Consider the following 24,155-nt stretch of genomic DNA (forward strand, 5'->3'; position numbering starts at 1 on the left):
TGTTGGCTATAATTACCTGATACAATTTCCTTAAGCATTGTATAGCTTCTCTATTTTGTACTTACACTGAATTTCTTTTTTGTTCTGGTTGTTTAAAGCGCTGTGTTTTATACCATTTGACTTCTTGTTTTAATAACACCCTTTTTGCTTCGAGGAACACAGCCTGTATCACTAGAAGGATCCATAATTGCGAGTAAGTAAAATACATTAATAACACAATAAAGAAGTTCTTTGTGGTAAGCTGTTTCTTCTCCATACTCAAAGCCAAACAAACTTCCGTCACAAAAAGGAGAAATCCAATAATCAATAATGCATAAGAGACAAGTCCAATTGATAGCTTCAAATCATGTACAAAATTAACGGCAAATATAAGGTGAGAAATCATAGCTCCGCCAAAAAACAAAAAATACGTAAATAAGAAATATGCGATATCGATAACTATTTTTTTATTTTTTAATTTATGAATTTGGAATAGATATTTTAAAATTACATATATGTTTCCTCTGGCCCATCTTGTTCTTTGTCGCCACCATACACGAATATTTTCTGGTTCCTGTTCCCAAGTAACAGCTTCCGGGAAGAAACGGATATAATAGCCCAGATTATAGACCCTGATGCTTAATTCTGTATCTTCCGATAAAGCTTTTTCATCCCACCCCCCAAGCTCATCCAAAATGGACCTACGGATTGCAAAGTTCGTTCCAGGAATTGTTGCCATTCTAAACCAAAACCAGCGTCCAGCTTGAGCGAGCCACTGAAAAGTTAAAGTTTCTATGTTTATTAGTCGTGTTAGTAAATTTTTATTTGCATTTACTACACGGAATTTACCTACCATTGCCCCGGCTTCTTTATCTTTCAGCAATCCCAATGCCAAATTACGTATAGCTGCTGGTTCGGGCGTATTGTCGGCATCATATACTACAATCATTTCTCCAGTTGAATGTTGGAATCCTTGATTTAAAGCACCGGATTTTCCTTTTCCGGCATGAGGGGGCTTCGTATGGACAGCGTGGATATAAGAATATTCCTTTGCATACCTATCAATAATGGTACCAGTTTGATCACTCGAATTATCGTTAATAATTAACACTTCGAGCTTATCTTTTGGATAATCGAGCCTTATCATTGATTGAATCGTATCTTCAATGACTATCTCTTCATTATGAGCCGGTATAAGGATACTTACCTTTGGATATTCTTCCAGTGGAATATTGAATCTCTTCTTAAAGTCTTTATATTTTAATGAGTGAAAATACCCCCCTAACATCAGGAAAGCATGGTAAAACAGCATAGTCCAAATCAGGAAAATAGAAATATAGAGGAATAAATTTGCTATTACGGTCACCCTTCTATTTGATTATTTCTCTTTATTAAGCGGAAGGTAAAAACAATAAACACACAAACTGCAGCACCTCCTATAACAACCATTACCCATGCTGCAAATCGAACAAATTGGCCTAAATAAAAAAGGGGTGCTTCCATGGAAGAATAGACGATTTTTAAACGATTAAAATCTTTAATGATTTCACCATTCACAGTATGAATAGAAACATTTTTACCCTTTACCCATACATCCATTTCTTTTAGATCGATCCAGGAAACATTCGGTAATTTATCTAGCTCATCGAGTAATTCCTTAAACCCTTCTGCCCCTAGATAAGGGTGATAAAAAGCAGCTAATATCCCGTCTCGAGTCAATCTAATTCTTCCGGCATTATCCATCATTTTTTGAACAGCTTGCTCAACACCTGGCTGTATATATCCCATTGTTTCAGGAAGCAGCTTCATTCCATGCAAAAATGAAGGAGAAGTAATATACGGAGAGGTGTCCATTATTTCCCAATCCTTATCACTAAGCTGTACCTGACCTACATAAGTAGAAAAATACTCAGATAATATCTCGTAACCATATTGGGACATAGTATAATGCGGAGCTTCAAAAGCCAATGGATATAAACCATATTTAGCTAACTCATCGATTCCTTGATTTATTTTTGTTTCTGTATACTCTCTTTCATATGCTTTTAAATCATTGATGTAATTCAAATAATCTTCTTTTGAAGAAAAATCCTTTTCTTCTTTTAATGTATATTCCTGATCTTCGGGGAAATATATCGGCGAGTTGTTCTCTACATCCCAAAACTCAAATCCCTCGCCTGTCTCAGAAGCTCTAAATTGATGTGTATATCCATGGAGTACAATACTTCCCCCATCCTTCTGTATCTGTTTTAGAACTTTCAGCAATTCCGGCGAATCAGCAAAGGTACTTCTCTTTCCCGTAATCTGGTTTGTGTAGATCGGTATTACAGCAACCATATAGGGTATATCCTTTTCCTTTAACATGCTAGCTATTTCTTGAAGTGGTTTAGGGTTCACTAAGGGGTGGACATCTTCTAATCGGATATAACCAGGGGATATTTCCTCATGTTCAATTTTGAACACATCGTGGAGAGCTTCAGCAAATAGTGTGGCCCGACTTGAATCCACAGTGTCAAATGCGTAGTAATAATTTCCATTTCCCTCTACCATTACCGGATAGTCCACACCCCCTTCCTTCAAACGTCCATTAATCAGAATCTCAGATCCTTCGTAAGCTTTAATTTCAACAATATACATTTTGGTAATATCCAATGTTTTATCTGAACTCTTCATAGAAATTTGATCGATGGTAACCTCATGTTTTGGATCAATAAACGAAAATTGATTTCCTATCTTTTCTGAGTTATAACCAATTGCTACAATCGTACCTTCATATTCATCAAATAATGTATTAAATTTGGCTGGTAGCTGCGTTGAGTATTGACCAAAATAAAATAGATGTGTTGCTGAAGATAAATCGCTTTTCTCTACATCGTCACTGCTTATAAATCGAATATTGGATGTGAAGTGACCGATTAATAAATCTAAATAACGCTGCTCCTCATTCATTTTTCCGTCCCTTGTTGTATATATAACTAGTACTTCCGGCTCTTTAGCCTCCTTGGCAGCTTCCACTGAAACATTTGGTAATATAGTACAAAGAGTGATACAAATAATGAAAATCAATATCTTGTGTCGGCCCATAGTCCTTACCTGCATTTACATACTCCTTTACACTGTCCCTTTAACAGTCTTTTATCAATCATGAACAAAACCACTCAAAATTTGGTATCTTCCTTTATAAAATGTACTCCTTCTCCAAAAATACAACGATGGTTTATCAACATGATAAAATTACATTATTCTTGCTTCTATAGAACTATACCGAAAAGTAAAAATAAATTATAAATATTTTTAAAGAGAATAATAAAAGGCTGAAACCACATTCAGCGTGGTTTCAGCCTTTTATCATTAAGTTATTAAGAGTATATAATGACCGGTCCTATGGAACTATAGTTACAGCATACCTATTTCTTTTATTTATCATTAGTGATTTTGAAGAAAGTGCTTCTTAATCACTTCTTCTGTTGGTAATCCTAAAGGAGAGAAGCTGATTTCATTAGGATCCTGGCCAAGTGTAATAGCCCACCAATAAATTCCTTCCGCTTTCGGCTTCCAAGTATTGTATGTCGCTTCATAATAATTAACTTGTGCCTGAGGGTCAAAAGTACCATCAGGAAAACTCCATGAGTAAGGGGTACGATATGCACCGGCAATAGGGTGGATTCCAACTTCAGTTACGATAATGGTTTGTTGCCATAACGCTTCTTCCAACTGATTGATTTGGTTCTTCCATTCCTCCTCCAGCATATTTGTCGTAGCTCCATCTGGTAGATCTAATGGGAAATATGCATCAATCCCAACCTGATCAAGTAATTTAACAAACTCAAGAGAAGGAATTTCTGAAACTGTATCATAGTTAAAGGAATACAATAGCTCTCCCTTGTAAACTCCACGCACACTTTCAATAAGTTCTGTCCATCTATCCTGATATTTATTTTGCATTGAGTTCAGTTCCGTCCCAATATTTAATGATTTTGCATTAGTCGTCTCAGCCAAAGTAGCGTATGTGAGTATTAATGCTTGATAGCTGTCAAACCAAGAATCCGGGTCTGTAGGTTTTATCTGCCCTCTCCACATATTTGAGGATAGAAAAACTTGTTCATCCATGATGGGTCTAATCATAACACTGAGCTCAGACGCATGTGCGAATTCTATGATTTTTCGAAGTTCTTGAATCGTCGGTGTATAAGCCTTGCTTACAGTTACCTCATTTGCTTGCGAATCTGATTGATAAAAAGGAAAATTTATTGCCACACTGTTAATCCCCAAATTTCTTATACGTTCAAATATCTTTCTGGCCTCAGCCATATCGGGATGACCGTAAATCAGTAGATTCATACCAGCCTGAAATTCATTACTAGTGTATTTCAATTGGGGTCTTTCTTCATTTCTTTCAGATTCCTTCAAAGGTGAAATTTCCATTTCAGAAGTCTCCTTTATAGAAAGTTTTGAATCTTCATCTTCTTGCTTCGAAAACCTATCCTTCCCAACGAAGATGGCCAATAATAGAAGTAGTGTAACAAATAAAGTCCCAATAATTAGCTTCTTATTTAACATAATTCACACCTCGTAAATACTACGATTAAATCAGATTTACAACCTACACACGACGGAAATAAAAAAACAAAATTTCCTAGTTCTTCATTCTCTTATTATTCCCTACTGTTCTGAAAAAAATACCCTTTCCCAACTGCTAATGTATGCTACAGATAAAAACTTATTCGTGTGGTAAGCCCCTCCCAAAAAGTGTCTTTCTAATTTTTAATTTCAAATTCTTTAAATAAAAAAAACGCAAGAACATTGTCACTTCCACTGACTTCATGTTCTTGCGTTTAGTTATTTAAAATAATTAGTTAAAAAGATGATTAATCATCAAATTTCATACCTTTTAGTAAATCTGCAAATGCATTATTAATCGGCTCTGCTTCTTTTTCTTGCTCTTTTAAATACTTTTGGACACTACGCTTGTCCACTTTGCCGCCACCTTCTTTTTTACGGCGCGCTTCAAAGGCTGATAATTTTTCACGGTAACCGCATTTACACACGAAAATTTGACCATCGCCTTGTCCGTGTAATTCAAGCTTTTTCTTACATTGCGGACAACGGGCGTTCGTTACGCGGGAGACATTTTTACGGTGACCACACTCACGATCCTGACATACGAGCATTTTGCCTTTTTTCCCATTCACTTCAAGCATAGGTTTTCCACAATCCGGACAGGATTTTGTTGAAATATTATCGTGCTTGAACTTTTTGTCGCTCTTTTTTATGTCCGAAACAATGGCTTTTGTATGTTGCTTCATTTCATTAATGAACGTATCTTTTTTCAGCTTACCGTTAGCAATTAGCTCAAGCTTTTGCTCCCACTCGGCTGTCGTTTCAGGAGATTTTAGCTCGTTTGGTACTAAGTCTAATAACTGACGGCCCTTTGATGTAATGTGAATATCTTTCCCGCGTTTTTCGATAAGGAAGGAATTAAATAATTTATCGATAATATCGGCACGGGTTGCAACTGTACCTAATCCACCGGTTGATTTTAATGTATCGGCAAGCTTTTTATTTTGTGTATTCATATATTTAGACGGATTTTCCATTGCTGTTAGTATTGTAGCCTCTGTGAAACGAGCTGGTGGCTTCGTTTGTCCGGAAGTTTGAGCAAGTAAATTAACCTTCAGTATTTGTCCTTTTTCAAGACGTGGTAATAATTGTTCCTTCACGTCTTCATTTAAATCTTCATCGTCAAATCGATTTGAGTAAACTTCTTTCCATCCAGCAGAAAGCACCGTTTTACCGCGCGCAATGAACTTCTCCTTACCAATTTGGGCCTGTACTGTTAATTGCTCAAATTCATGTGCCGGGAAAAGAACAGCCAGAAAACGCTTAACGACTAAATCATAAATTTTACGCTCTTTATCCGTGAAATTCGCAAAGTTAACATATTCTTCAGTTGGAATGATAGCGTGATGATCTGAAACTTTGCTGTCATCTACAAAAGATTTATTTGCTTTAATTGGTCTCGTTAATACCTTATTTGCCAATGTACGATATTCACCTACGCTACATGCTTTTAGGCGCTCTGGCAATGTACTAACGATATCAGATGAAAGATAGCGAGAATCTGTACGTGGATACGTTAGAACTTTATGCGACTCATACAGCTTTTGCATAATGTTTAGCGTTTCTTTTGCAGAATAGCCAAATAGTTTATTCGCGTCACGCTGTAATTCTGTTAAATCATAAAGCCCCGGTGAAAACGTTTTTTTCGGCTTTCGTTCCACATCGATTACTTTGGCATCCTGCTTGTCCAGGTCATTAACAATCGAATCGATCTTTTCTTTATTAAAGTTACGTGAATTGCCAGTAGCATCTTGCCACGTTAATTTTAATTCTTTCGTTTGTGCCTCGATACCGTAGTATGTTTGAGCTTTAAAGTGCTTTATTTCATCTTCGCGTGCTGCCACCATTGCGACAACAGGAGTTTGCACGCGCCCTGTGTTTAGCTGTGCATTAAATTTCGTCGATAACGCACGACTTGCATTCAGCCCGATATACCAGTCCGCCTCACTTCGGGCTACCGCTGCATGATAAAGGTTTTCATACGCTTTGCCTGGCTTTAAATTCGCAAAGCCTTCTTTGATTGCTTTATCGGTAACGGAAGAAATCCATAGGCGCTTAATCGGCTTATTCACTTTTGTACGGTCTATAATCCAACGTGCTACAAGCTCTCCTTCACGTCCCGCATCTGTTGCGATAATGATTTCATTGACATCACCACGTGTAAGCTGTGATTTTACCGCATTATATTGCTTGCTCGTCTGTTTAATAGTTGTTAATTTCAAACGTTCCGGAAGCATTGGTAAATCTTCCAGCTTCCATTGTTTATATTTTTCATCATAGCTTTCAGGATCTGCCAATGTCACTAAATGTCCTAGCGCCCATGTGACAATGTATTTATCCCCTTCTAAAAAGCCATTTCCTTTTTTATGACACTTCAGTACATTCGCAATGTCTCGTGCAACTGAAGGTTTCTCTGCCAATACTAAACTTTTAGCCATCGTACACAATCCTTTCATACCTCTTTGAACCAACTATACCATACATTAATTAAGCCTTGGCGTAATTGTGTCTAACGTTGTGCTGACTTGTTGTTTAGCAAACCGAATCTCCTAATTATGTAAAATAAATGTATATTATACTTCAATTAATTTCCATTTAATTTAATTTATTGTAAAAATAACCTTTATTTTTAATAAATACGCAAAATTTTATCCATTCCATCAAAATTTAAGTGGTAAAATAAGATTATTTCCGATATAATTTAATCGTTCTTTCCCTTCATTTGTATGAAAAATCAAAAATTTCACCTCTTTTCGAGAAAAATTAGTAGACAGTTGGATAATCTTGTTATACAATAAGAGTAATTAAATTGCTTAAGCTGTTTACGATTAATTCACATATTAAAAAAGTGAACGTGTACGCTCCCTTTTTTAATGTGTGAATTTTTTTATACATTTAGCAATTCAATAATTAATTTTTTTGGAGGTTTTCTCTCATGCAACAAGGTACAGTAAAATGGTTTAACTCAGAAAAAGGTTTCGGTTTCATCGAAGTTGAAGGCGGTAACGATGTATTCGTACACTTCTCAGCTATCCAAGGCGAAGGTTTCAAAACTTTAGACGAAGGTCAAAAAGTTGAATTCGACGTTGAAGAAGGCAACCGTGGCCCACAAGCTACTAACGTAACTAAACTTTAATTTTAACGATTTAAGTATATAGTTAGTTGCAAGAAGCATACTCAATATGAGTATGCTTCTTTTTTTATAGTTTCATAATGAACGAATAAAGAAGTTTGCCCTTTAAACATGACACTTCCCTTTTGCTTTAAGGTTTTGACATCAAAAAAGAGCTTCCCGAAGTAAATTCAGAAAGCCCCATATACTATAAGTCTTTTGTACGTTTATTAAACAGTACTACCGATATTGCGATTGCACCTGCTGTCCATGCAGTGATAATGCTAAATGCACCTATTAACTCAGTGAATGCTGCATTTGCCTGTGACAGCTCTGCCAATCGTATCAATTGTGTACTCGGTAAAACTTCGACAATTTTGTATAATAAATGATCTTCTCCTAAAGCCAATGCCAATGGACCGAATGTAAAAATAATCATTACTGGTAGAACAGCTAAAGAAGCTTCCATAATGGACTTTGTAAATAAGCCGCAAATTGTTCCTAACGCCAAGTAGAAAGCTGTCGAAAGCGCTAAAGCAAGCGCGATTACTATAATCTGCTTCGGTGCAAACCCTACTAAATAGCAAGATACGGCTAAAATAATGCCTGTCATTAAAAATACTAGTAAGCTTTTGCCAAATAATATATCAAATGTTGACGCCGGCGACATCATTAAACCACGTAGCGTATTCCTTTCTTTCTCCTCTGCAATCAGACATGCCTGAACATACGTAGTTACCATTGAAAGTGTTATATTCAAAGGCAAAAAGTACATATCAATGGAATTAGAGCCAACACGTCCATAAAAAAGCGCTAAAACTAGCGGCATAAGTACAACGGAAGATATTACATAATTACGGGAAAACTCTTTATAGTCCTTCATGAAAATGGCTTGAATACGTTTTACTGAAATGTTCATTATAAATCACTCCCTGTTATTTGTACGAAAATATCGCCTAATGTTGGTTCATTGGAATACATACGTGACACACGCTTTGCCTTCATCCACTCCATTAATTGCACCGCACCCTGTTCGCCATTATAGACAACATGATTTTCTCCATTTTCCAGTTCTACTGTAAATGAGTGGTCACTATATTTTTTCTTTAGAGCAAGTGGTGTATCAATTTCTCGAATTTCGCCTTTATGTAAGAAGGCAACACGATTACATAGCAACTCTGCTTCTTCCATATTATGTGTTGTTAAAAAGATCGTCGTACCTAACTCATTTAATTTACGAAGCCCGTTATAAATATGCTGGGCATTTACTGGATCGAGCGCAGATGTAGGTTCATCCAAAAACAGCAATGGCGGTTTATGCATAATTGTGCGGGCTAAAACAACACGCTGCATCATCCCTTTGGAAAGCTGATTAACTTTCTTTTTACGATCCTTCTGCAAATTCACGAATGCCAATGCTTCTTCTATTGTACTTTTAGGCAAGTTGTATAACTGACTGTACAGTAATAAATTTTCTTCAATAGAGAGACGTTGATATAGCCCACTATTGTCTGATAAAATGCCAAACTTCGATTTATTGTGCCCTTTATTCATTTCACTGGCTGGCTGTCCAAAAACGGATACTTGACCGCCTGTATGTGTTAACTGTGCTGTCATTATTTTAATTGTTGTCGTTTTCCCTGAGCCGCTTGGACCAAGAAAGCCGAAAATTTCTCCTTTACGAATGGAAAAGGAAACATTTTTCAATGCCTCTTCCTTTCCATACTTCATCTGTAGGTTTTGCACCTCAATAATCGCTGTCATTTTATTTCCTCCCTTGAAATCGTTGATACCATTAATTTAAAGGAAGGAAGCAATCACTGCATTATAATATCGGTGAATTGTCGCTTTATAGGGTTGTTTGGTGTTATAAATCGATGAGTGGTACAAACTATTTCCCAGGAAATCTGTTATATTCCGACAATTTCTTTTAGTTCCGAAAGCTTTGTTCTTGAAAGGGGCACCTCTAATTTCCCTGTACCTTGCAGCGATAGACTATAGCTATTGCGTGTCCATGAGATTATTTCCCTTACTTTTTGCAAATTGACGATATATGAGCGGTGACAGCGGAAAAAACCGAAATGATGTAGTCGTTTTTCCAGCTCACTCAATGTTAATGTACATGGATATGCTTCTCCAGCAACATATACAAATACTTCCCCTTCGACACTTTCAATATAGTCAATTTCTGGTGGATTAAATAGGATGATTTTTTCATTTTTTTTCGTTGGAATCTTTTCAATTTTCAACTGAATCGTTTCAATCGATCCTTGTCCTTGTTCCTGTTGCTCTTCTTTAACGTCCATTTTATGTAAGCCTTCTTCATCCAGTCTTAATATTTCGCCTTCCGAATTAATTAAGTGCTCTAAATTATTCGATAGTAACACTACTTTTTTACCTGCAAGCTGAATTTGTATGATTAAATGCATAAGAACTTTGCGTTCAACTTGCTGTAAATTTTGAAAGGGTTCAATTAAAATAATTGCTTCCTTCCGTTGTACATAAGCCTTTAAAAAACTAAGTACTTGGCGTTCACCAGAAGTTAATTCATTTACACGGATTTTTTTAAATTGTTCCAAGCCAAATGCCTTCATAAGAGTCTCGACAGAATCGTCCATATTATGTAATTTTAAATAGAACTGAAACGTTTCCTCTACAGTTAATCGCTCGTAATGCCCTTCTTCATGTGCATGGACGTAAACTTTAGGCATTTTCAATAGTTGCTGCTTTAAAAGATTCATTTTTGTTACGTCTGTATAAATATTGACTAAAGGTTTTTCTGCAAATAGTTCCACTGCAGGTAAAAGTACCTCCCCAAACTCCTCAATTACTTCAATAGTTAATTTCAATATCGTACACCTCGTTCAAATGGGTATTTTATAAAACATTATACTACTATTTCACAAATTTCCTATAAATGGTTTATTAAAAAAAGCTATTGCTTGAATGAATCAACACAATAGCTTCGTTGTATGAATTTATAAAATTTCCCCTAATCGTTTAATGCCTTCTTCAATAATTTCAGGGGTAGCATTTGTATAGTTAAGACGCATCGTATTTACTTCCTTTTTACCTGTGTAAAACGGGTTGCCCGGTACAAATGCTACTTTTTGATCCATTGCTTCATGGAATTTTTCAAGTGCATTTACCCCTTCTGGCATCGTTACCCAGATGAACATACCGCCTTCAGGTTTTGTATAGGATACATACGGCGGGAAATATTTTTCCATTGCTGCTAACATCGTATCCGATTGTTCCTTATAGAGGGCGATTATTTTTTCAACATGCTCCTCATAGGCGTTATTCGTTAAATAATGGTGCAAAGTGTATTGCGCGAAAATGTTCGTATGCAAATCAGATGCTTGCTTTGCTGTTTCGATATGACTTAAAAATTCATGGTTTTTCGTAAGCATATAGCCTAAGCGCATACCTGGTGCAACTGTTTTTGAAAAAGAACCTAATAGGACGCTATTTTCCATCTTACCTGCTGCAATATATGGTAAATGCTCACCTGTAAAACGCAGCTCGCCATATGGATCGTCTTCAATGAAAATGATATCTTCATTTTTTACCGCTTCATAAACTTCTTCCCGGCGCTTCTGTGTATAAGTTAAACCGGTTGGATTTTGGAAATTAGGTACTGTATAAACCATTTTGACATTAGGTTTTTTCAGTGCTTCTTTCAATTCCGCTATATTTATACCTTCCGTTTCCAAAGTGACACCGTGGAAAGTCGGTTCGCGCAGTGTAAATGCCTGAATTGCCCCTAAGTATCCCGGTTCTTCTATAATTACGCCATCGCCTTTATTTAAAAGTACTTTTGAAATAAGTTCCAATGCCTGCTGTGATCCAGTTGTGATAAGCACATCATCAGCTGTATAATCCAGACCTGGCTGCTTTTTGTTATGTTTTTCTGCAATATACTGACGTAGTGGTAAATACCCTTGAGTCGTGGAATATTGGAAAACCTTCGCACCACTTTCATCAATCGCATGATTAACGGATTCTTTCAACTGTCCGATTGGAAATGAAATCGGATTTGGCAGTCCCCCGGCAAATGAAATGACATCCGCTGCGTCCGTTACTTTTAAAATATTACGGATAAATGATGATGGTGTGTTTAATATACTGTCAGAATACTGCATGTTAAATTCTCTCTTCTTTCAATTTAAATTTTCAAAATTTTATCACTTTTCAATCTATTACACAAGAGGCAAATATCATTTCAAAAGATACTTGCCTATCATTAGTATATTTGTGACATAGATGCGTTAATTACAGCACTTTCTTTCTCCCTACTAAAAAATAGTAAAGCGGGATGCAAATTAAGACAAGTGGAATCATAGAAGCAAAAATTACACGGTAAGTAGTATGTGCCTCTACCATCCCTAAAATAAACGGACCAATACCTAAACCTAAATCATAAAAAATAAAGTAGGTCGATGTTGCTAAACCAAATCGATGCGGCTCTGTTACTTTCACAGCAATTGTTTGGGCTATCGAGTTAAAGTTTCCATAACCAAGTCCTATCAAGGCAGCAGCTACAAGTAACATCCAACTTGCTGAGGCTTGGCTAAATAGCAACATACCCACCGCAAAAATGATGAGACACGGATACACAATAATATTTGGTCCACGTAAATCCATTAACTTCCCTGTATAAGGGCGTGAAATTATAATGACACAGGCATACGCCAAAAAGAAATAGCTTGAAGCTTCTACTAAATTAATTTCCCTAGAATAAAACGTTAAAAATGACATTACACCTGAATAAGCAAAGCCAATTAATAACGCAACAAAAGAAATCGGTACTGCTTTCGGTTCAATAAATTTTTCAAGTAGCGATAACTTTTGTGAGTGAAGTTCTGAATTAGTATTCTTTTGAGTTATTGATACTTTAACAAATAAAGAGGCGATTAATAAAAGTAGCGATAATACTGTATTTGTATAGAAAATAACATCAAAGCCATTTTCAAGTTTCATCATAAACATTCCTACAAATGGTCCTATTGCTGTCGCCAAAACAGCACTTAAGCTAAAGTAGCCAATTCCTTCTCCCTTACGTGTTGCAGGTAATATCGTGGCAACAATTGTCCCTGTTGCTGTACCAATTGTCCCAACTGCTACCCCTTGTAATAATCGGATCACCAATAAATACGTAACACCCCACTCGAACAGATAAAGGGTTGTCGTAATAAAAAATACAATTAAACCAGTCATGAGTACTTTTTGTGGGCCACTATTCCCAATCAAGCGCCCTGCTCCTAATCGGCCGATTAACGTTCCAATAATAAAAATGCTCGATACGAGACCTGCAATACTTGTCGATACATGATACGTTTCGACTGCATAGCTAGAGATCGTCACCATTAAGAGGAAAAATATTAAAATAGACATAAAATTAATGATTGATACTACAATAAAATCCTTTGTCCAAATAGGTTCTTTTACTTCATTCATAATAAACCTTCTTTCAATAACTGTTCCATTTCATTTAAGGCTTGCTGAAATTTTTGTCGTTGCGCTTCAGTCAGCGTACTTAATAACCGCTGTTGCAGTAGTTTAATTTCGGGGAATATAATTCCATACAAGTTCTCTCCGCTTTCAGTTAAACTCAAGTATTTTTCACGCTTGTCTTCCCCGTACTTTATTTGAATTAGTCCATGTCGGGTTAATGTTTTGACATTTGCTGATACGGTCGGTTTTTCAACATCCCAGTATTTTGCTATTTGACTTGTTGTCGTTAAACCATGCTCCATTAAATAATGTAAAAGCGACCAGTTAGCATTCGATAATTCATGCGGAGCTAAAATAGCGGATAACTGTGCCGTATAACGTTTATGAAAACGATGTATTTGTAAAAAGAATGTCATGTCACTTCTTCCTCCGAAAATTAGTTAGTTAGACTAACTAATTAAATAGAACTTTGCATTCTTTGTCAAGATGTAAAAAAAAATAGAAAAACACGTCTCGGAAAATTTTCCGAAACGTGTAAGACTTAATAAAAAATTAATAATAAAATACCGACTAAGAAGCAGTAGTACGTGAAGTAATGCAACTTGCCGTTTTTCATAATCCCCATAAACCAGCGCATTGCAAAATAGGTCATGAACAGTGTCGCAAGGAATGTTACTGTATATGGAATGGCTAAGTCCATTTTATTTGGCTCATCGAGGAAATCTGTATAGCCTAATACTACTCCACCTAAGCTTACCGGAATATACAGCATAAATGAGAATCGTAAAGCCGTCTCTTGGTTCATACCGACTGCAATGGCAGAAATAATTGTCGCACCTGATCGGCTAATACCTGGTGTTAATGCAACAGCTTGCCCTAATCCGACGATGAAGGCATCCTTTGCAGTTAAATCACCGTCACGCTTTGTTCCGCGCAAGTTGCGAATTAACCAAAGGGCAATCCCTGTTACAAAGAGCATTAATGCAATTGTTGTCATACTCACATTGTCTGCAATGACATCACTTAGCAAGACACCCAGCACACCAGCCGGAATCGAGCCAATTATTACGTACAGTGCAAAGTTAAAGTCTGCGCGGTAGCGAGCATCCCGTGTTTTAATAAACAGTAAAAATCCAGTAATTAATCGAATAATATCTTCACGATAAATAAACATAATGGCGATTAATGATGCGGTATTCGTTAAAATGGCGAACATAAAGCCTTGCTCACCCATTCCCAAAATTTCACTCGCAATCATTACATGACCACTAGATGAAACAGGAATTGGCTCCGTTAAGCCTTGTACCAATCCGATAATGAAGTGCTTTAAAACTAAAATCAAATCAAAATTTTCCATTTGTATCTCCTAAAAAAGTTGTTATCTTCTGTTAGACGACAAAGTGCGCCTAAATGTTCACATCTTTACGATAATACTGTTCGCCAATGTGTGCAAGGGCTTTTGGTAATATTCCCCCTGTCACAAAAAATAATTGACGTGTGGCACGCGAAGTCATTGTATAAAGTAAATATGCATCCATCTTCTCGGTATACACTTCGGCGTTCGCATCCGCTACAACAACCGTCGTAAATTCAAACCCCTTCGCCATATAGCCCGGCATAATTAAAATGCCCTTCATATATACCTTCTGCTCCTCTGTTACGAGCTGCAATTGTGGTACGAGTGGCTTTAGTTCATGATATAACTGCTCACAGGCCAACTTATTTTTGCATAAGATGACAAAGCTGTCCTGCTCTTTAAATTGTGCTTTTACGAGCTGGGCAATTGTTTTAGGAGCAGTAGCTGTCTCAATAACTTGCGGCTTCTCACCTGATACACCCAGCGATTGGGTCGTCGTATTATTCAAAATAGCACTCATAAAATCGGTAATCTCATTTGTTGAGCGATAGGATTTATTCAGCTCGACAACTTTGAAATGCTTTTCCAATGGACCTGCCAATGAATCTTTCATTTGGGGATGCACGAGTTGATTTTTGTCGCCCAACAATGTGTAATGTGCTTTCGGATGCATCGCTTTTATTGTTAAGAGTTGTAAATAGGAATAATCCTGGATTTCATCAATGACGATATGCTTGATTGTATTATTGGCATACAAGCCTTTTACAAATGCCTGCAAGTACATGATCGGCGCTAAATCTTCATAATATAATATGCGATTTTTCAGCGTTTCAGTAGTTGCCTCCTGAATTGCCTGTGTAAATAAATCGTCATTTCCGAATGCGAGCGAATTAATATACATTTTGTTAATATTGACGAACCCGAGTTGCTGAATTGTGTCCTCAAGCCTGCCGTATCTTTTTTGAAGCTTTTCATTTACTTGCTGTTCAATTTCTTTATCTGTTCCGATGTAAGCATTTACAGCCTTGAGCTCTTTTGTTAATACTTTTCGGTCCTTTGATTTTTGCTGCCCAACTTTTTCCAGTAGGAAGGTGCGGATTTTTTTCAGGCGGAAGTCGATATCCAGTGCACCATACTTTTCATAAAACAATTCAGTTAGTTTTTTTGCAGAAATGAAAAGCTTCCCTTCTACCTTTAAGTTATAAAATGGCATGCCCGTCTTTTTTATGCTTGTAATATAATCGAGCAATTGTTTTACATAACTATGCGAACCTTTAAATGCATAATGTTCACGTTCTTCATCTGTAGCATGTTGAAGACGCTCAATGTTTTCATAGCTTGTTTCCGCCTTGTAATGCGTTAATTTTAAATCACGTAATAAACGGTAATACGTCGTATGCTGTACATTTTCCTCACCAAGCTCTGGCAGTACATTTGAAATATAGTCATTGAACAAATCCGATGGCGAAATGAGTAAAATGCTGCGTGCATTCATTGTCTGACGGTATTCATAAAGTAAAAAGGCAATTCGCTGCATCGCAACGGACGTTTTCCCACTACCGGGTGGTCCAAGTACGATAAGGTTGTCTTTATTTGAAGAACGAATGACGATATTTTGGTCACTTTGGATTGTCGCAACAATCGACTTCATCTTTTCCTTTGCGGTATCGGATAAAAGGCTTTGCAGTACTTCATCACCTACATAAATATCCGCATCCAATACTTGCAACAACTCATCATATTTCACTTTATATTGACGGCGGCCTTGAATCGTTACAGAGATATATTCACCATCCGGAATTTGATAGCGTGCCGGTCCGACTTTATTTTCATAAAAAAGACTCGAAATCGGTGCACGCCAATCATAAATTAGAACATCATCCGTTAGTGGCTCCCGGAAAGTCGATAGGCCAATATATAAATGTTCGCGCTCACCTTGTTCATTTTCGAGTGATATGCGTCCGAAATAAGGACTTTTATATAAAATTTGCATTTTAGCTAATTGTTCACTTTGCTGTACATATTCTCGTTCACGTAATTGCATCGTTTGTAGCATTTGTGAAAACTGGATGGCACTTTCTCCAGAAATATCATTAAACTCCGAAGAAGCTTGTGTACGTTCCTCGACAATGTCGCCCTTTTGCTTTTTTAAATGGTTTGTCTGCACTTCGATTTGTTGTTTTAACAGGGCACTAATTTGCTTTAAGTGTGCCTCTTCCTTTTGCCAAATCGTTTGTTCCATCTTCTGTTCGCCTCCAAATGCTCAAAAAGTAAAAATTTTACTTATTTATTTTCAGATGAATATTCATGCTACAACAAAATTACGTGAGATTCAATCTGAAGGACATGCTAATTTCCATTTTTTAGATTTCAATTAAAGATGTATATACCCAATACTGCAAATGATAAGCTAAATGAAAAAAGTGAAGCATCCATATTCGGCATGGACGCTTCACTTTATTTTACTGAATATCTACCGGCTGCTTTGACAACGTTTTCGTCATTTCGCAATATTGAACGAATACACGAGCCAATTCTCGAAGACGGTTGTGCACATCTTCATCGATAATTTTATTGTCCTTATCAAAGTGGTCTGCATGTGTATATACATAGTTCGGTGTTACTAAGCAACGGAAATAATCCAAAATCGGACGCAATTGGTTTTCCAATACTAAATGGTGCTGATACGTACCGCCATTGCCGATAATCGCTGCTGGCTTGTAGCGCATCGCTTTGGGTGGAATCATATCAAACGCATTTTTCAATACACCAGGGATGGATGCCTGAAAGATTGGCGAAGCAAAAATATAAGCATCGGCTTCTTCGAATTTTTGGATCATCATTTTCATATCGTCATTTAGCGGGCTGCCGTCTAAAATTTGATGCTTTAATTTTGAGAAATATAATATCTCTAACTCCAGTGAAGGGTTAAAAGCTTCGATATATTGTTGAACCTGCTCCAAAAGAACGCCGGTTTTTCGGCCAAAGATGGTACCATCGACAAGTAATATTTTCATAATTGTTCCTCCATGTAACTCGTTGTACTCATATTGTATCAGAATAACTTCTTTAGATAATAGGTAGTTGCTTAGGAAAGATCAATTTCAGTCTTTTGTCGGACATCGTTATATTGGAATAGGAATGCTATTTTCCTTTGTCTGCTTCCTTTAATTTACTTTGATTACTTTCTGGCTTTTTATCTGCAAGTGGCAACTCTTCTTCGTCGAATTTTTTCCAATTGAAGGCTACTTCTTTGTCTACAAATGAGTTTTCTTCTTCAATAATTGGCATTTCCATTTCCAAAAGCTCATCCGATAAATAAATTGCGACTTTTTCCTTTTTGCCATGCAGTGCAATCACTTTCATGGCTTTTGCAATTTGCTTTGCAGGAATTGAACGCACTTTTTTCATCGGGCCCACCAATAAAGGATTGAGCACCTTTAATACCTTATCCCCTACCGTCTCACCTAATCGAAACTCTGGACGGTTTCCTGTAATTAATGAGGGACGTACAATGGATAGCTTCGGGAAATCCATATTAATCAGTTCCCTCTCCATTTTTCCTTTTACCCGACTATAATATGCGAAGGCTTTTTCGTTTGCACCCATTGCCGAAATAACGATAAAATGACCGACTCCCTTATTTTTGGCAAGTGCGGCAACTGTTAATGGATACTCGAAATCAACCTTTTCAAACTGCTCCTTTGACCCTGCTTTTTTCATTGTAGTTCCTAAGCAGCAAAACACTTCATGCGCAAACTCAAAATCACATTCTGCAATCTGATCAAATTCACAAAGCCTTACATCTAATTTCGGATGGGAAAAATCAAGCGGTCTTCTCGAAAGGACATTCACTGCCGCATACTCATCACTTTCACACAGCAGCTTGACTAGTTCCGAGCCAACTAATCCTGTCGCACCTATGATTAAAGCCGAACGCATTACTTTCATATCTTTCCTCTTTTCTACGATTTAATGTATGTACTCTCTCATTCATAATTTCGGCTATTCCACCATATTTTATAGAGATAGTGGAAAGGATGGGATTTACGTGCAAAAAAGAAAAATTATATGGATTATCGAACATTGTGATATTAAAGGAACGTATCCTTTTGAACGTGCAGTAACATTAGCAAATTTATTGCAAGATGAGAGTGTCATTCTATTTGTTAAAACGACTAACCAGCAGCTCATTGATAAATTGGCCCAAACAGGCTTAAATATTATTCTTTTTGATCGATTTATTGAGATTAAAAAGAAAATTCGTGAATTAGAACCTCATTTAATTATCCACGACGGAAAAGATACACAGGTAGAACAAGTTGAAATGATTAGACCATTTTGCTCTACTATTGTTCACTTTGATGATTTTGGAATGGGTGCACATCTAATCGACTGCCATCTCGTTGCACTATTTGGCGAATCCCATGAAGAACCACATGTACAAGAACTGGCAGGAAGCTATGCGTTTGCTGTTCCGCAGAATTTGGAGAAAGTCGCACATGAAGTTCTCCAAACACCTGACAGCTCGATAAAAGGCGAACTCCCGCACATTGTTGTGGCCTTTGAAGATGGGGATAACAATAATTTAACATACCGTACATTGCGCCACCTAACACAGCTTCATATCCCGTTGAAAATTTCCGTTGCCATTGATGCTGATTATAAGCATGACTTGGATAGTTTAAAATTAATGGCTTTAAGCCGAAAAAATACGGTAATTGTCCAAAAACCCGATGCACTTCTAGAGTTAATGCCACAAGCGGACCTAATTATTTGCAATGCCAACTATACACCATATAAAGTTGCAGCTGTCGGTATTCCCTGCATTACAACCGCTCAGCATGATAATGAGCTGAACTATGCGTTCACCCGTGAAATGAATGGATTTATCCATATCGGTTTAGGACGGAAAATGAAACAATCGATTATTCAAAATGCGGTGATGGAACTATTACTTCATGAGCAGCGTCGCGAACGAGCAGTCCGTAAACAGCGCAATCTTGAAATTTTAACTAACAATGAGATTTTAAAAAATCTACTGTTGGATTTAGCTTATGCCCGCCACAATATGGCACACATTTAAGAAGAAATAGTAGTCTGCGCCTTTTGTTGTACACATTAACGTATTTCTTATATAGATTCCGCAAAAAATTAAGGTTTCTTATCCTCCATAATAGAATGCATTATGTTACAATATGAAAAGATCAATTTTCGTTCGTAAAGGAGCAATTATCGATGTTAACAAAAGACCAGCTGCAGCAACAAATCGCCGAATTAAAGATGGATTACATCAATCTTCAAGGCGATATGGAAAAGCTTGAATCAGTAGGCCATCCAGACTCAGTCAAACAAGCGCTCGTACGTCTTGAAAATATGGAAGCACGGCTAGCAGAACTAAACAAACAGCTCGCAGCACTTTAATGTTGCGGGTTTTTTTTGAGGAAAAAGCAAGGCAATATAATGCCGTTTTTAGTACTTGTTGATTTCCGTTTCGGCGGACGCTTTCCGGGGGCGTGAGTCCGACATGATGTCGGTCACAAAAGCGTTGCCACAGGACGTGGCGTTCTTAGCTTTTGTTCCCTGTAGTCTCAGGCGTCACGCTTATCCTTCAGGAAGCTTTGAGTGACTTCTCTGCTTCGCTCCGCCACGAAAGGCAGAGCCGGTAGTTACACTCGCCGCCTCCACTCCAATCAACTACTGAATTCACTAATCTTATATTACTTTTTACCATACTATTAGTAAGTACACACTAAAACACTCGGAGGATTATATATGGCAATTTTAACTGTTGAAAAGTTAGGTCATTCATTTGGTGACCGTACATTATTTAAAGATGTATCGTTCCGTCTTGTAGAAGGCGATCATATTGGTTTAGTAGGTGCAAATGGTGTTGGAAAATCGACATTAATGAGCATCATTACAGGTCAAGCAATTCATGATGAAGGGAAAGTGGAATGGCTTCCTGGCACGCATTACGGCTATTTAGATCAGCATACGGTTTTAACGGCTGGTCGTTCGATGCGCGATGCATTGCGAGACGCGTTTTTACCGCTGTACAAAAAAGAAGCACGCTTAAATGAGATTTCAGCTGAGCTTGCAGAGCCAGATGCAGATTATGACAAGCTTTTAGAAGAGATGTCTGAAATCCAGGATGCACTTGATGCCGGCGATTTCTACACGTTAGATATGAAAATTGATGACATTGCACGTGGTTTAGGATTGGATGCAATTGGCCTTGACCGCGATGTTGCGGCATTATCCGGTGGTCAGCGAACAAAAGTACTTCTTGCTAAGCTTTTACTGGAAAAACCAAAAGTACTATTGCTTGATGAGCCGACGAACTATCTGGATGAAGAACATGTCACTTGGTTAAAAAATTACTTAAAAAACTATCCATATGCCTTCCTATTAATCTCGCATGATACAGAATTCATGAATGATGTAGTTGATGTTATTTTACATTTGGAATTCGCAAAAATGACGCGTTATACAGCAACATATGAAAAGTTTATTGAGCTTGCGGAAATTAACAAACGCCAGCATATTGATGCATATGAAAAACAGCAGGAATTTATTAAGCAGCAGGAAGATTTCATTGCCCGCAACAAGGCACGTTACTCAACAAGTGGTCGTGCAAAATCCCGTGCGAAGCAATTGGATCGTATGGAGCGTATTGATCGTCCAGAAACTGCTGTTAAACCTGAGTTTAGCTTTAAAGAAGCACGTACACCGGGCCGTTATGTAGTTGAAGCAGAAAACTTAGTCATTGGCTATGATAAAGAAAAGCCGTTACTGCCGCCTCTTACATTCCAAATTGAGCGTGGTGAAAAGATCGCACTTGTCGGCATGAACGGTGTCGGTAAATCGACTCTCTTAAAAACAATGTTAGGGAAAGTCCAACCATTGGACGGGAAAGTCATTTTAGGTGATTATTTAGAGCCATCTTACTTCGAACAGGAAGTAAAAGCTGATAAAATTACACCGATTGATGATGTGTGGAATGCCTTCCCATCTATGGAACAGGCACAAGTCCGTGCAGCATTGGCACGTGCCGGTCTGAAAACGGATCATATTACTCGCCCACTGAACTCTCTTTCTGGTGGTGAGCAAGCAAAAGTACGTCTTTGCAAGCTGATGATGGACCAAACAAACTGGTTAATCTTTGACGAGCCGACAAACCACTTAGATGTTGATGCAAAAGAGGAGCTAAAACGCGCGATGAAGGAATTCAAAGGCACAATCGTTCTTGTATCACATGAGCCAGAATTTTATGAAGGCTTAGCAACAAAAGTATGGAATGTACAGGACTGGTTCACTACGCGTGAAACAAAAGAATTAAACGAATTTAAATAATTTGATAAAGCAGTGCACTCTTTATATGGAGTGTGCTGCTTTTTGTGCATTCAAAGGCTTTTTAGAATTTTTTATGCAATATGTGAACATTGTGAGTTCTTTTTTAAAAAAACAGGGAATATATTAGAAATTCGAGGATTTATTTATTCTATATTATTAATCTCCCTCTCTCCTATCTTCTTTACAAAACTGTAATATAAAAATCGAAACTTTTTTATAAAAGAATACGTATATTTTATTAGAAGAATGGGTATACAGATAAAGGTAGGTAAACATATAAAAAACCAGTTGCATTATAAATAGCTTACTGGTAAGATATTATTATAGACAAATGTCTTACAACTAAGCTATCACCAAATTATTGATTATGGGAAAGCGAGGAAAATTATTATGACAGTAACAATCTATACACAATCAAGCTGTTCCTCATCACGAAAAGCATTGAAATGGTTAAACGAAAACAATATTGCTTATACGGAAAAGAGAACAACTTCTCAACCTTTAACATTAGCAGAATTTAAACATATTTTAAGTATGACAGAAGACGGTACAGATGAAATTATTGCGACAAACTCGAATGATTTCAAGAACCTGGATATTGATATTGATCAGTTATCCATTCAGGAGCTTTACAACTTAATTCAGCATCACCCACGCATGCTGCGCAGCCCTATTTTACTTGATGAAAAACGCATTCAAATCGGCTATAACGAAATGGACATTCGTCGTTTCATTCCACGAAAAGTGCGAGCATTTGAATTAAATGCCCTTCAAAAATTAGCCGTAGAATAGCGATAACATTTGGAGTTGACACTTATGAATGAGCATAAACGCGAGCAATTATCCGACCTTTTTGAAAAGATGACATCGTTAGAACGCAAAATTGCCAATCAATGGAATAGTCAAAATCAGCTAGGCTTTTCAAAATCACATATTTTAATATTAGCTTACTTACATACAGACGGACCTAAGCGCCCATCTGCCATTGCCGAGAAGCTAAAAGTGACTACAGGCGGTGTGACGGTTTTGACTACGAAGCTTATTAAAGCAGGCTTAATTGAGAAAACCCAAAATGAAACGGATCGCCGCGCTTCGCAAATTCATATTACAGAAGCAGGAATTGAGGTGCTCGAACGCTCTCGTCAGCAAGTAGACAATCTTTTTGAGAATCTGTTCGGGATGTTAACAGAAGATGAAATTAAAACTTTAACAGCAATCTTTGAAAAATGTACGAAATTTTAAAACATGTGAGCACTTTACTGCTCACGTGTTTTTTTATTTTAAATCGGGAGTTTCCCCTCTTGACTGCACTTTATCAGCCGGTACTCGCATTTACTATAAAAAAGCTCCTGCAAATGATCGGGGTTTAATTTTATTCGTCACTTTTTGTGAGTTATTCGCCATACTTGCCTCTATATTCGTCAACTGAACTTACATAATCGTCAATACCAATGTCATAATATCCACTTTTAGAATTTTATTCGCCACTTCCGCATATATTCGCCACTTAAGTTTTTTAATCGCCACTTTACCCAACTTATTCGCCATTATAAGGGAGCAATTTAACATAAAAAAAGCTACAGCAACTTTTTGCCATAGCTTTCGTCCTAAAAATTATTAAGCCAATACTGCTTCTGCAACACCATTGTCGGATAGTAAAATTTCTTTTAAGCGTGCTTTTGCACGGAATAAACGAGATTTCACAGTACCAATTGAAACTTTCATAAGATCAGAAATTTCGGCTAAAGAAAATTGATCTACATAGAAATACCATAATGTTTTTTGATAAATATTATCAAGCTGACTCATCTTTTCCTGTACAATTTTCGTAATTTCAGTTTTTTCCACAATCTCTTCTGTCGTAAAGTCGTTGTTGGGAACCAAATCTAAAATTGGTACGTCTAATTGTTCAGGTTGATTCATCATGTATTTACTGCGACGAACATTTTTGCGATAGCGGTCACGGAATGTATTCATCGTAATTGTTGTCAGCCAGGCTTTCACATGGTCTACTTTTGCTACTGATTCTTCGTAGCGTACAACTTTTACCCAAACTTCCTGCATCAAATCTTCTGCTTCATTTTGATTGCGTGTTAGTTTTAAACAAAGATGATAGATGTAACGGTTATACTCATCATAGATATTTGTTAGTAATTCATTCATTTTTTTATCCTCCGATAGATTTTATTTTATATAAAGTCAATTTATGTTTAATTTTATAAATATCCATTATGCCATGGCATAATATTGGTATGACCTTATTGTGCCAAATAA

Annotated in this window: 21 protein-coding genes; 6 read left to right on the plus strand and 15 right to left on the minus strand. The window is 37.0% G+C overall.

Annotation, left to right across the window (positions count from 1 at the left end; genetic code table 11):
* Positions 1 to 61: 61 nt before the first annotated feature.
* From H9632_RS06445 to H9632_RS06460, 4 genes are all read right to left on the minus strand, one after another.
* On the minus strand, positions 62 to 1,336 hold the full coding sequence (locus H9632_RS06445; RefSeq protein ID WP_191703341.1) for a glycosyltransferase family 2 protein: 1,275 nt from the start codon (positions 1,334 to 1,336) through the stop codon (positions 62 to 64).
* Between the two features lie 5 nt (positions 1,337 to 1,341).
* A complete protein-coding gene (locus H9632_RS06450) occupies positions 1,342 to 3,045 on the minus strand; it encodes a DUF2334 domain-containing protein (protein ID WP_191703294.1) in 1,704 nt (567 codons plus the stop codon).
* A gap of 360 nt (positions 3,046 to 3,405) precedes the next feature.
* Entirely contained in the window at positions 3,406 to 4,539 is a 1,134-nt protein-coding gene (locus H9632_RS06455; RefSeq protein ID WP_191703295.1) for a glycoside hydrolase family 113, read from the minus strand.
* A gap of 308 nt (positions 4,540 to 4,847) precedes the next feature.
* A complete protein-coding gene (locus H9632_RS06460) occupies positions 4,848 to 7,037 on the minus strand; it encodes a DNA topoisomerase III (RefSeq protein WP_191703296.1) in 2,190 nt (729 codons plus the stop codon).
* A 497-nt stretch (positions 7,038 to 7,534) separates the two neighbouring features.
* On the opposite strand from H9632_RS06460, the gene H9632_RS06465 reads away from it, so the two are divergent.
* Positions 7,535 to 7,735 carry a cold-shock protein gene (locus H9632_RS06465; protein WP_008404655.1) on the plus strand — a complete coding sequence of 67 codons (201 nt, stop codon included), beginning with the start codon at positions 7,535 to 7,537 and terminating at the stop codon, positions 7,733 to 7,735.
* A gap of 184 nt (positions 7,736 to 7,919) precedes the next feature.
* Here H9632_RS06465 and H9632_RS06470 read toward each other — a convergent pair whose 3' ends face one another.
* From H9632_RS06470 to H9632_RS06515, 10 genes are all read right to left on the minus strand, one after another.
* A complete protein-coding gene (locus tag H9632_RS06470) occupies positions 7,920 to 8,630 on the minus strand; it encodes an ABC transporter permease (protein ID WP_191703297.1) in 711 nt (236 codons plus the stop codon).
* Positions 8,630 to 9,475 carry an ABC transporter ATP-binding protein gene (locus tag H9632_RS06475; RefSeq protein WP_191703298.1) on the minus strand — a complete coding sequence of 282 codons (846 nt, stop codon included), beginning with the start codon at positions 9,473 to 9,475 and terminating at the stop codon, positions 8,630 to 8,632. The genes H9632_RS06470 and H9632_RS06475 overlap by 1 nt, the downstream gene beginning before the upstream one ends.
* A gap of 146 nt (positions 9,476 to 9,621) precedes the next feature.
* Entirely contained in the window at positions 9,622 to 10,560 is a 939-nt protein-coding gene (locus H9632_RS06480) for a LytTR family transcriptional regulator DNA-binding domain-containing protein (protein ID WP_225223711.1), read from the minus strand.
* A gap of 129 nt (positions 10,561 to 10,689) precedes the next feature.
* On the minus strand, positions 10,690 to 11,856 hold the full coding sequence (locus H9632_RS06485; RefSeq protein WP_191703299.1) for an aminotransferase-like domain-containing protein: 1,167 nt from the start codon (positions 11,854 to 11,856) through the stop codon (positions 10,690 to 10,692).
* A gap of 130 nt (positions 11,857 to 11,986) precedes the next feature.
* Positions 11,987 to 13,171 (minus strand): MFS transporter, encoded by a 1,185-nt coding sequence (locus tag H9632_RS06490; protein ID WP_191703300.1) that lies wholly within the window; start codon positions 13,169 to 13,171, stop codon positions 11,987 to 11,989.
* On the minus strand, positions 13,168 to 13,584 hold the full coding sequence (locus tag H9632_RS06495) for a MarR family winged helix-turn-helix transcriptional regulator (RefSeq protein WP_191703301.1): 417 nt from the start codon (positions 13,582 to 13,584) through the stop codon (positions 13,168 to 13,170). Before H9632_RS06495 ends, H9632_RS06490 begins: the two co-directional genes overlap by 4 nt.
* A 125-nt stretch (positions 13,585 to 13,709) precedes the next feature.
* Positions 13,710 to 14,525 (minus strand): undecaprenyl-diphosphate phosphatase, encoded by an 816-nt coding sequence (locus H9632_RS06500; protein WP_191703302.1) that lies wholly within the window; start codon positions 14,523 to 14,525, stop codon positions 13,710 to 13,712.
* 49 nt (positions 14,526 to 14,574) lie between these two features.
* On the minus strand, positions 14,575 to 16,767 hold the full coding sequence (locus tag H9632_RS06505) for a HelD family protein (protein WP_191703303.1): 2,193 nt from the start codon (positions 16,765 to 16,767) through the stop codon (positions 14,575 to 14,577).
* A gap of 220 nt (positions 16,768 to 16,987) precedes the next feature.
* Positions 16,988 to 17,542, minus strand: a complete 555-nt coding sequence (locus H9632_RS06510; protein WP_191700706.1) for an NADPH-dependent FMN reductase — start codon at positions 17,540 to 17,542, stop codon at positions 16,988 to 16,990.
* A gap of 127 nt (positions 17,543 to 17,669) precedes the next feature.
* Positions 17,670 to 18,476: an NAD(P)H-binding protein gene (locus tag H9632_RS06515; protein WP_191703304.1), complete on the minus strand. Its 807-nt coding sequence runs from the start codon at positions 18,474 to 18,476 to the stop codon at positions 17,670 to 17,672.
* Between the two features lie 100 nt (positions 18,477 to 18,576).
* Here H9632_RS06515 and H9632_RS06520 point away from each other — a divergent pair, with 100 nt between their 5' ends.
* The 5 genes from H9632_RS06520 (at position 18,577) to H9632_RS06540 (ending at position 23,123) form a co-directional block, all read left to right on the plus strand.
* Positions 18,577 to 19,611 (plus strand): PseG/SpsG family protein, encoded by a 1,035-nt coding sequence (locus tag H9632_RS06520; RefSeq protein WP_191703305.1) that lies wholly within the window; start codon positions 18,577 to 18,579, stop codon positions 19,609 to 19,611.
* A 152-nt stretch (positions 19,612 to 19,763) separates the two neighbouring features.
* Entirely contained in the window at positions 19,764 to 19,949 is a 186-nt protein-coding gene (locus H9632_RS06525; protein WP_191703306.1) for an SE1832 family protein, read from the plus strand.
* Between the two features lie 351 nt (positions 19,950 to 20,300).
* Complete coding sequence (locus H9632_RS06530) at positions 20,301 to 21,881, plus strand: ABC-F family ATP-binding cassette domain-containing protein (protein ID WP_191700702.1); 1,581 nt, start codon at positions 20,301 to 20,303, stop codon at positions 21,879 to 21,881.
* A gap of 390 nt (positions 21,882 to 22,271) precedes the next feature.
* Positions 22,272 to 22,673, plus strand: a complete 402-nt coding sequence (gene spx / locus H9632_RS06535) for a transcriptional regulator Spx (protein ID WP_191700701.1) — start codon at positions 22,272 to 22,274, stop codon at positions 22,671 to 22,673.
* A gap of 24 nt (positions 22,674 to 22,697) precedes the next feature.
* Positions 22,698 to 23,123 carry a MarR family winged helix-turn-helix transcriptional regulator gene (locus H9632_RS06540; protein WP_191703307.1) on the plus strand — a complete coding sequence of 142 codons (426 nt, stop codon included), beginning with the start codon at positions 22,698 to 22,700 and terminating at the stop codon, positions 23,121 to 23,123.
* Between the two features lie 375 nt (positions 23,124 to 23,498).
* Here H9632_RS06540 and H9632_RS06545 read toward each other — a convergent pair whose 3' ends face one another.
* Positions 23,499 to 24,044, minus strand: a complete 546-nt coding sequence (locus H9632_RS06545) for an RNA polymerase sigma factor (protein ID WP_191700699.1) — start codon at positions 24,042 to 24,044, stop codon at positions 23,499 to 23,501.
* Positions 24,045 to 24,155 lie beyond the last annotated feature (111 nt).

The organism is Solibacillus merdavium, from assembly GCF_014836935.1.
In the GTDB taxonomy this organism is placed as follows: Bacteria; Bacillota; Bacilli; order Bacillales_A; family Planococcaceae; genus Solibacillus; species Solibacillus ferritrahens.

Coding starts and splice junctions, on each gene's coding strand:
- H9632_RS06455 (WP_191703295.1), bottom strand. CDS start 4,539: ATGTTAAATAAGAAGCTAATTATTGGGACTTTATTTGTTACACTACTT.
- H9632_RS06460 (WP_191703296.1), bottom strand. CDS start 7,037: ATGGCTAAAAGTTTAGTATTGGCAGAGAAACCTTCAGTTGCACGAGAC.
- H9632_RS06465 (WP_008404655.1), top strand. CDS start 7,535: ATGCAACAAGGTACAGTAAAATGGTTTAACTCAGAAAAAGGTTTCGGT.
- H9632_RS06470 (WP_191703297.1), bottom strand. CDS start 8,630: ATGAACATTTCAGTAAAACGTATTCAAGCCATTTTCATGAAGGACTAT.
- H9632_RS06475 (WP_191703298.1), bottom strand. CDS start 9,475: ATGACAGCGATTATTGAGGTGCAAAACCTACAGATGAAGTATGGAAAG.
- H9632_RS06485 (WP_191703299.1), bottom strand. CDS start 11,856: ATGCAGTATTCTGACAGTATATTAAACACACCATCATCATTTATCCGT.
- H9632_RS06490 (WP_191703300.1), bottom strand. CDS start 13,171: ATGAATGAAGTAAAAGAACCTATTTGGACAAAGGATTTTATTGTAGTA.
- H9632_RS06495 (WP_191703301.1), bottom strand. CDS start 13,584: ATGACATTCTTTTTACAAATACATCGTTTTCATAAACGTTATACGGCA.
- H9632_RS06500 (WP_191703302.1), bottom strand. CDS start 14,525: ATGGAAAATTTTGATTTGATTTTAGTTTTAAAGCACTTCATTATCGGA.
- H9632_RS06505 (WP_191703303.1), bottom strand. CDS start 16,767: ATGGAACAAACGATTTGGCAAAAGGAAGAGGCACACTTAAAGCAAATT.
- H9632_RS06510 (WP_191700706.1), bottom strand. CDS start 17,542: ATGAAAATATTACTTGTCGATGGTACCATCTTTGGCCGAAAAACCGGC.
- H9632_RS06515 (WP_191703304.1), bottom strand. CDS start 18,476: ATGAAAGTAATGCGTTCGGCTTTAATCATAGGTGCGACAGGATTAGTT.
- H9632_RS06525 (WP_191703306.1), top strand. CDS start 19,764: ATGTTAACAAAAGACCAGCTGCAGCAACAAATCGCCGAATTAAAGATG.
- H9632_RS06530 (WP_191700702.1), top strand. CDS start 20,301: ATGGCAATTTTAACTGTTGAAAAGTTAGGTCATTCATTTGGTGACCGT.
- spx (WP_191700701.1), top strand. CDS start 22,272: ATGACAGTAACAATCTATACACAATCAAGCTGTTCCTCATCACGAAAA.
- H9632_RS06540 (WP_191703307.1), top strand. CDS start 22,698: ATGAATGAGCATAAACGCGAGCAATTATCCGACCTTTTTGAAAAGATG.
- H9632_RS06545 (WP_191700699.1), bottom strand. CDS start 24,044: ATGAATGAATTACTAACAAATATCTATGATGAGTATAACCGTTACATC.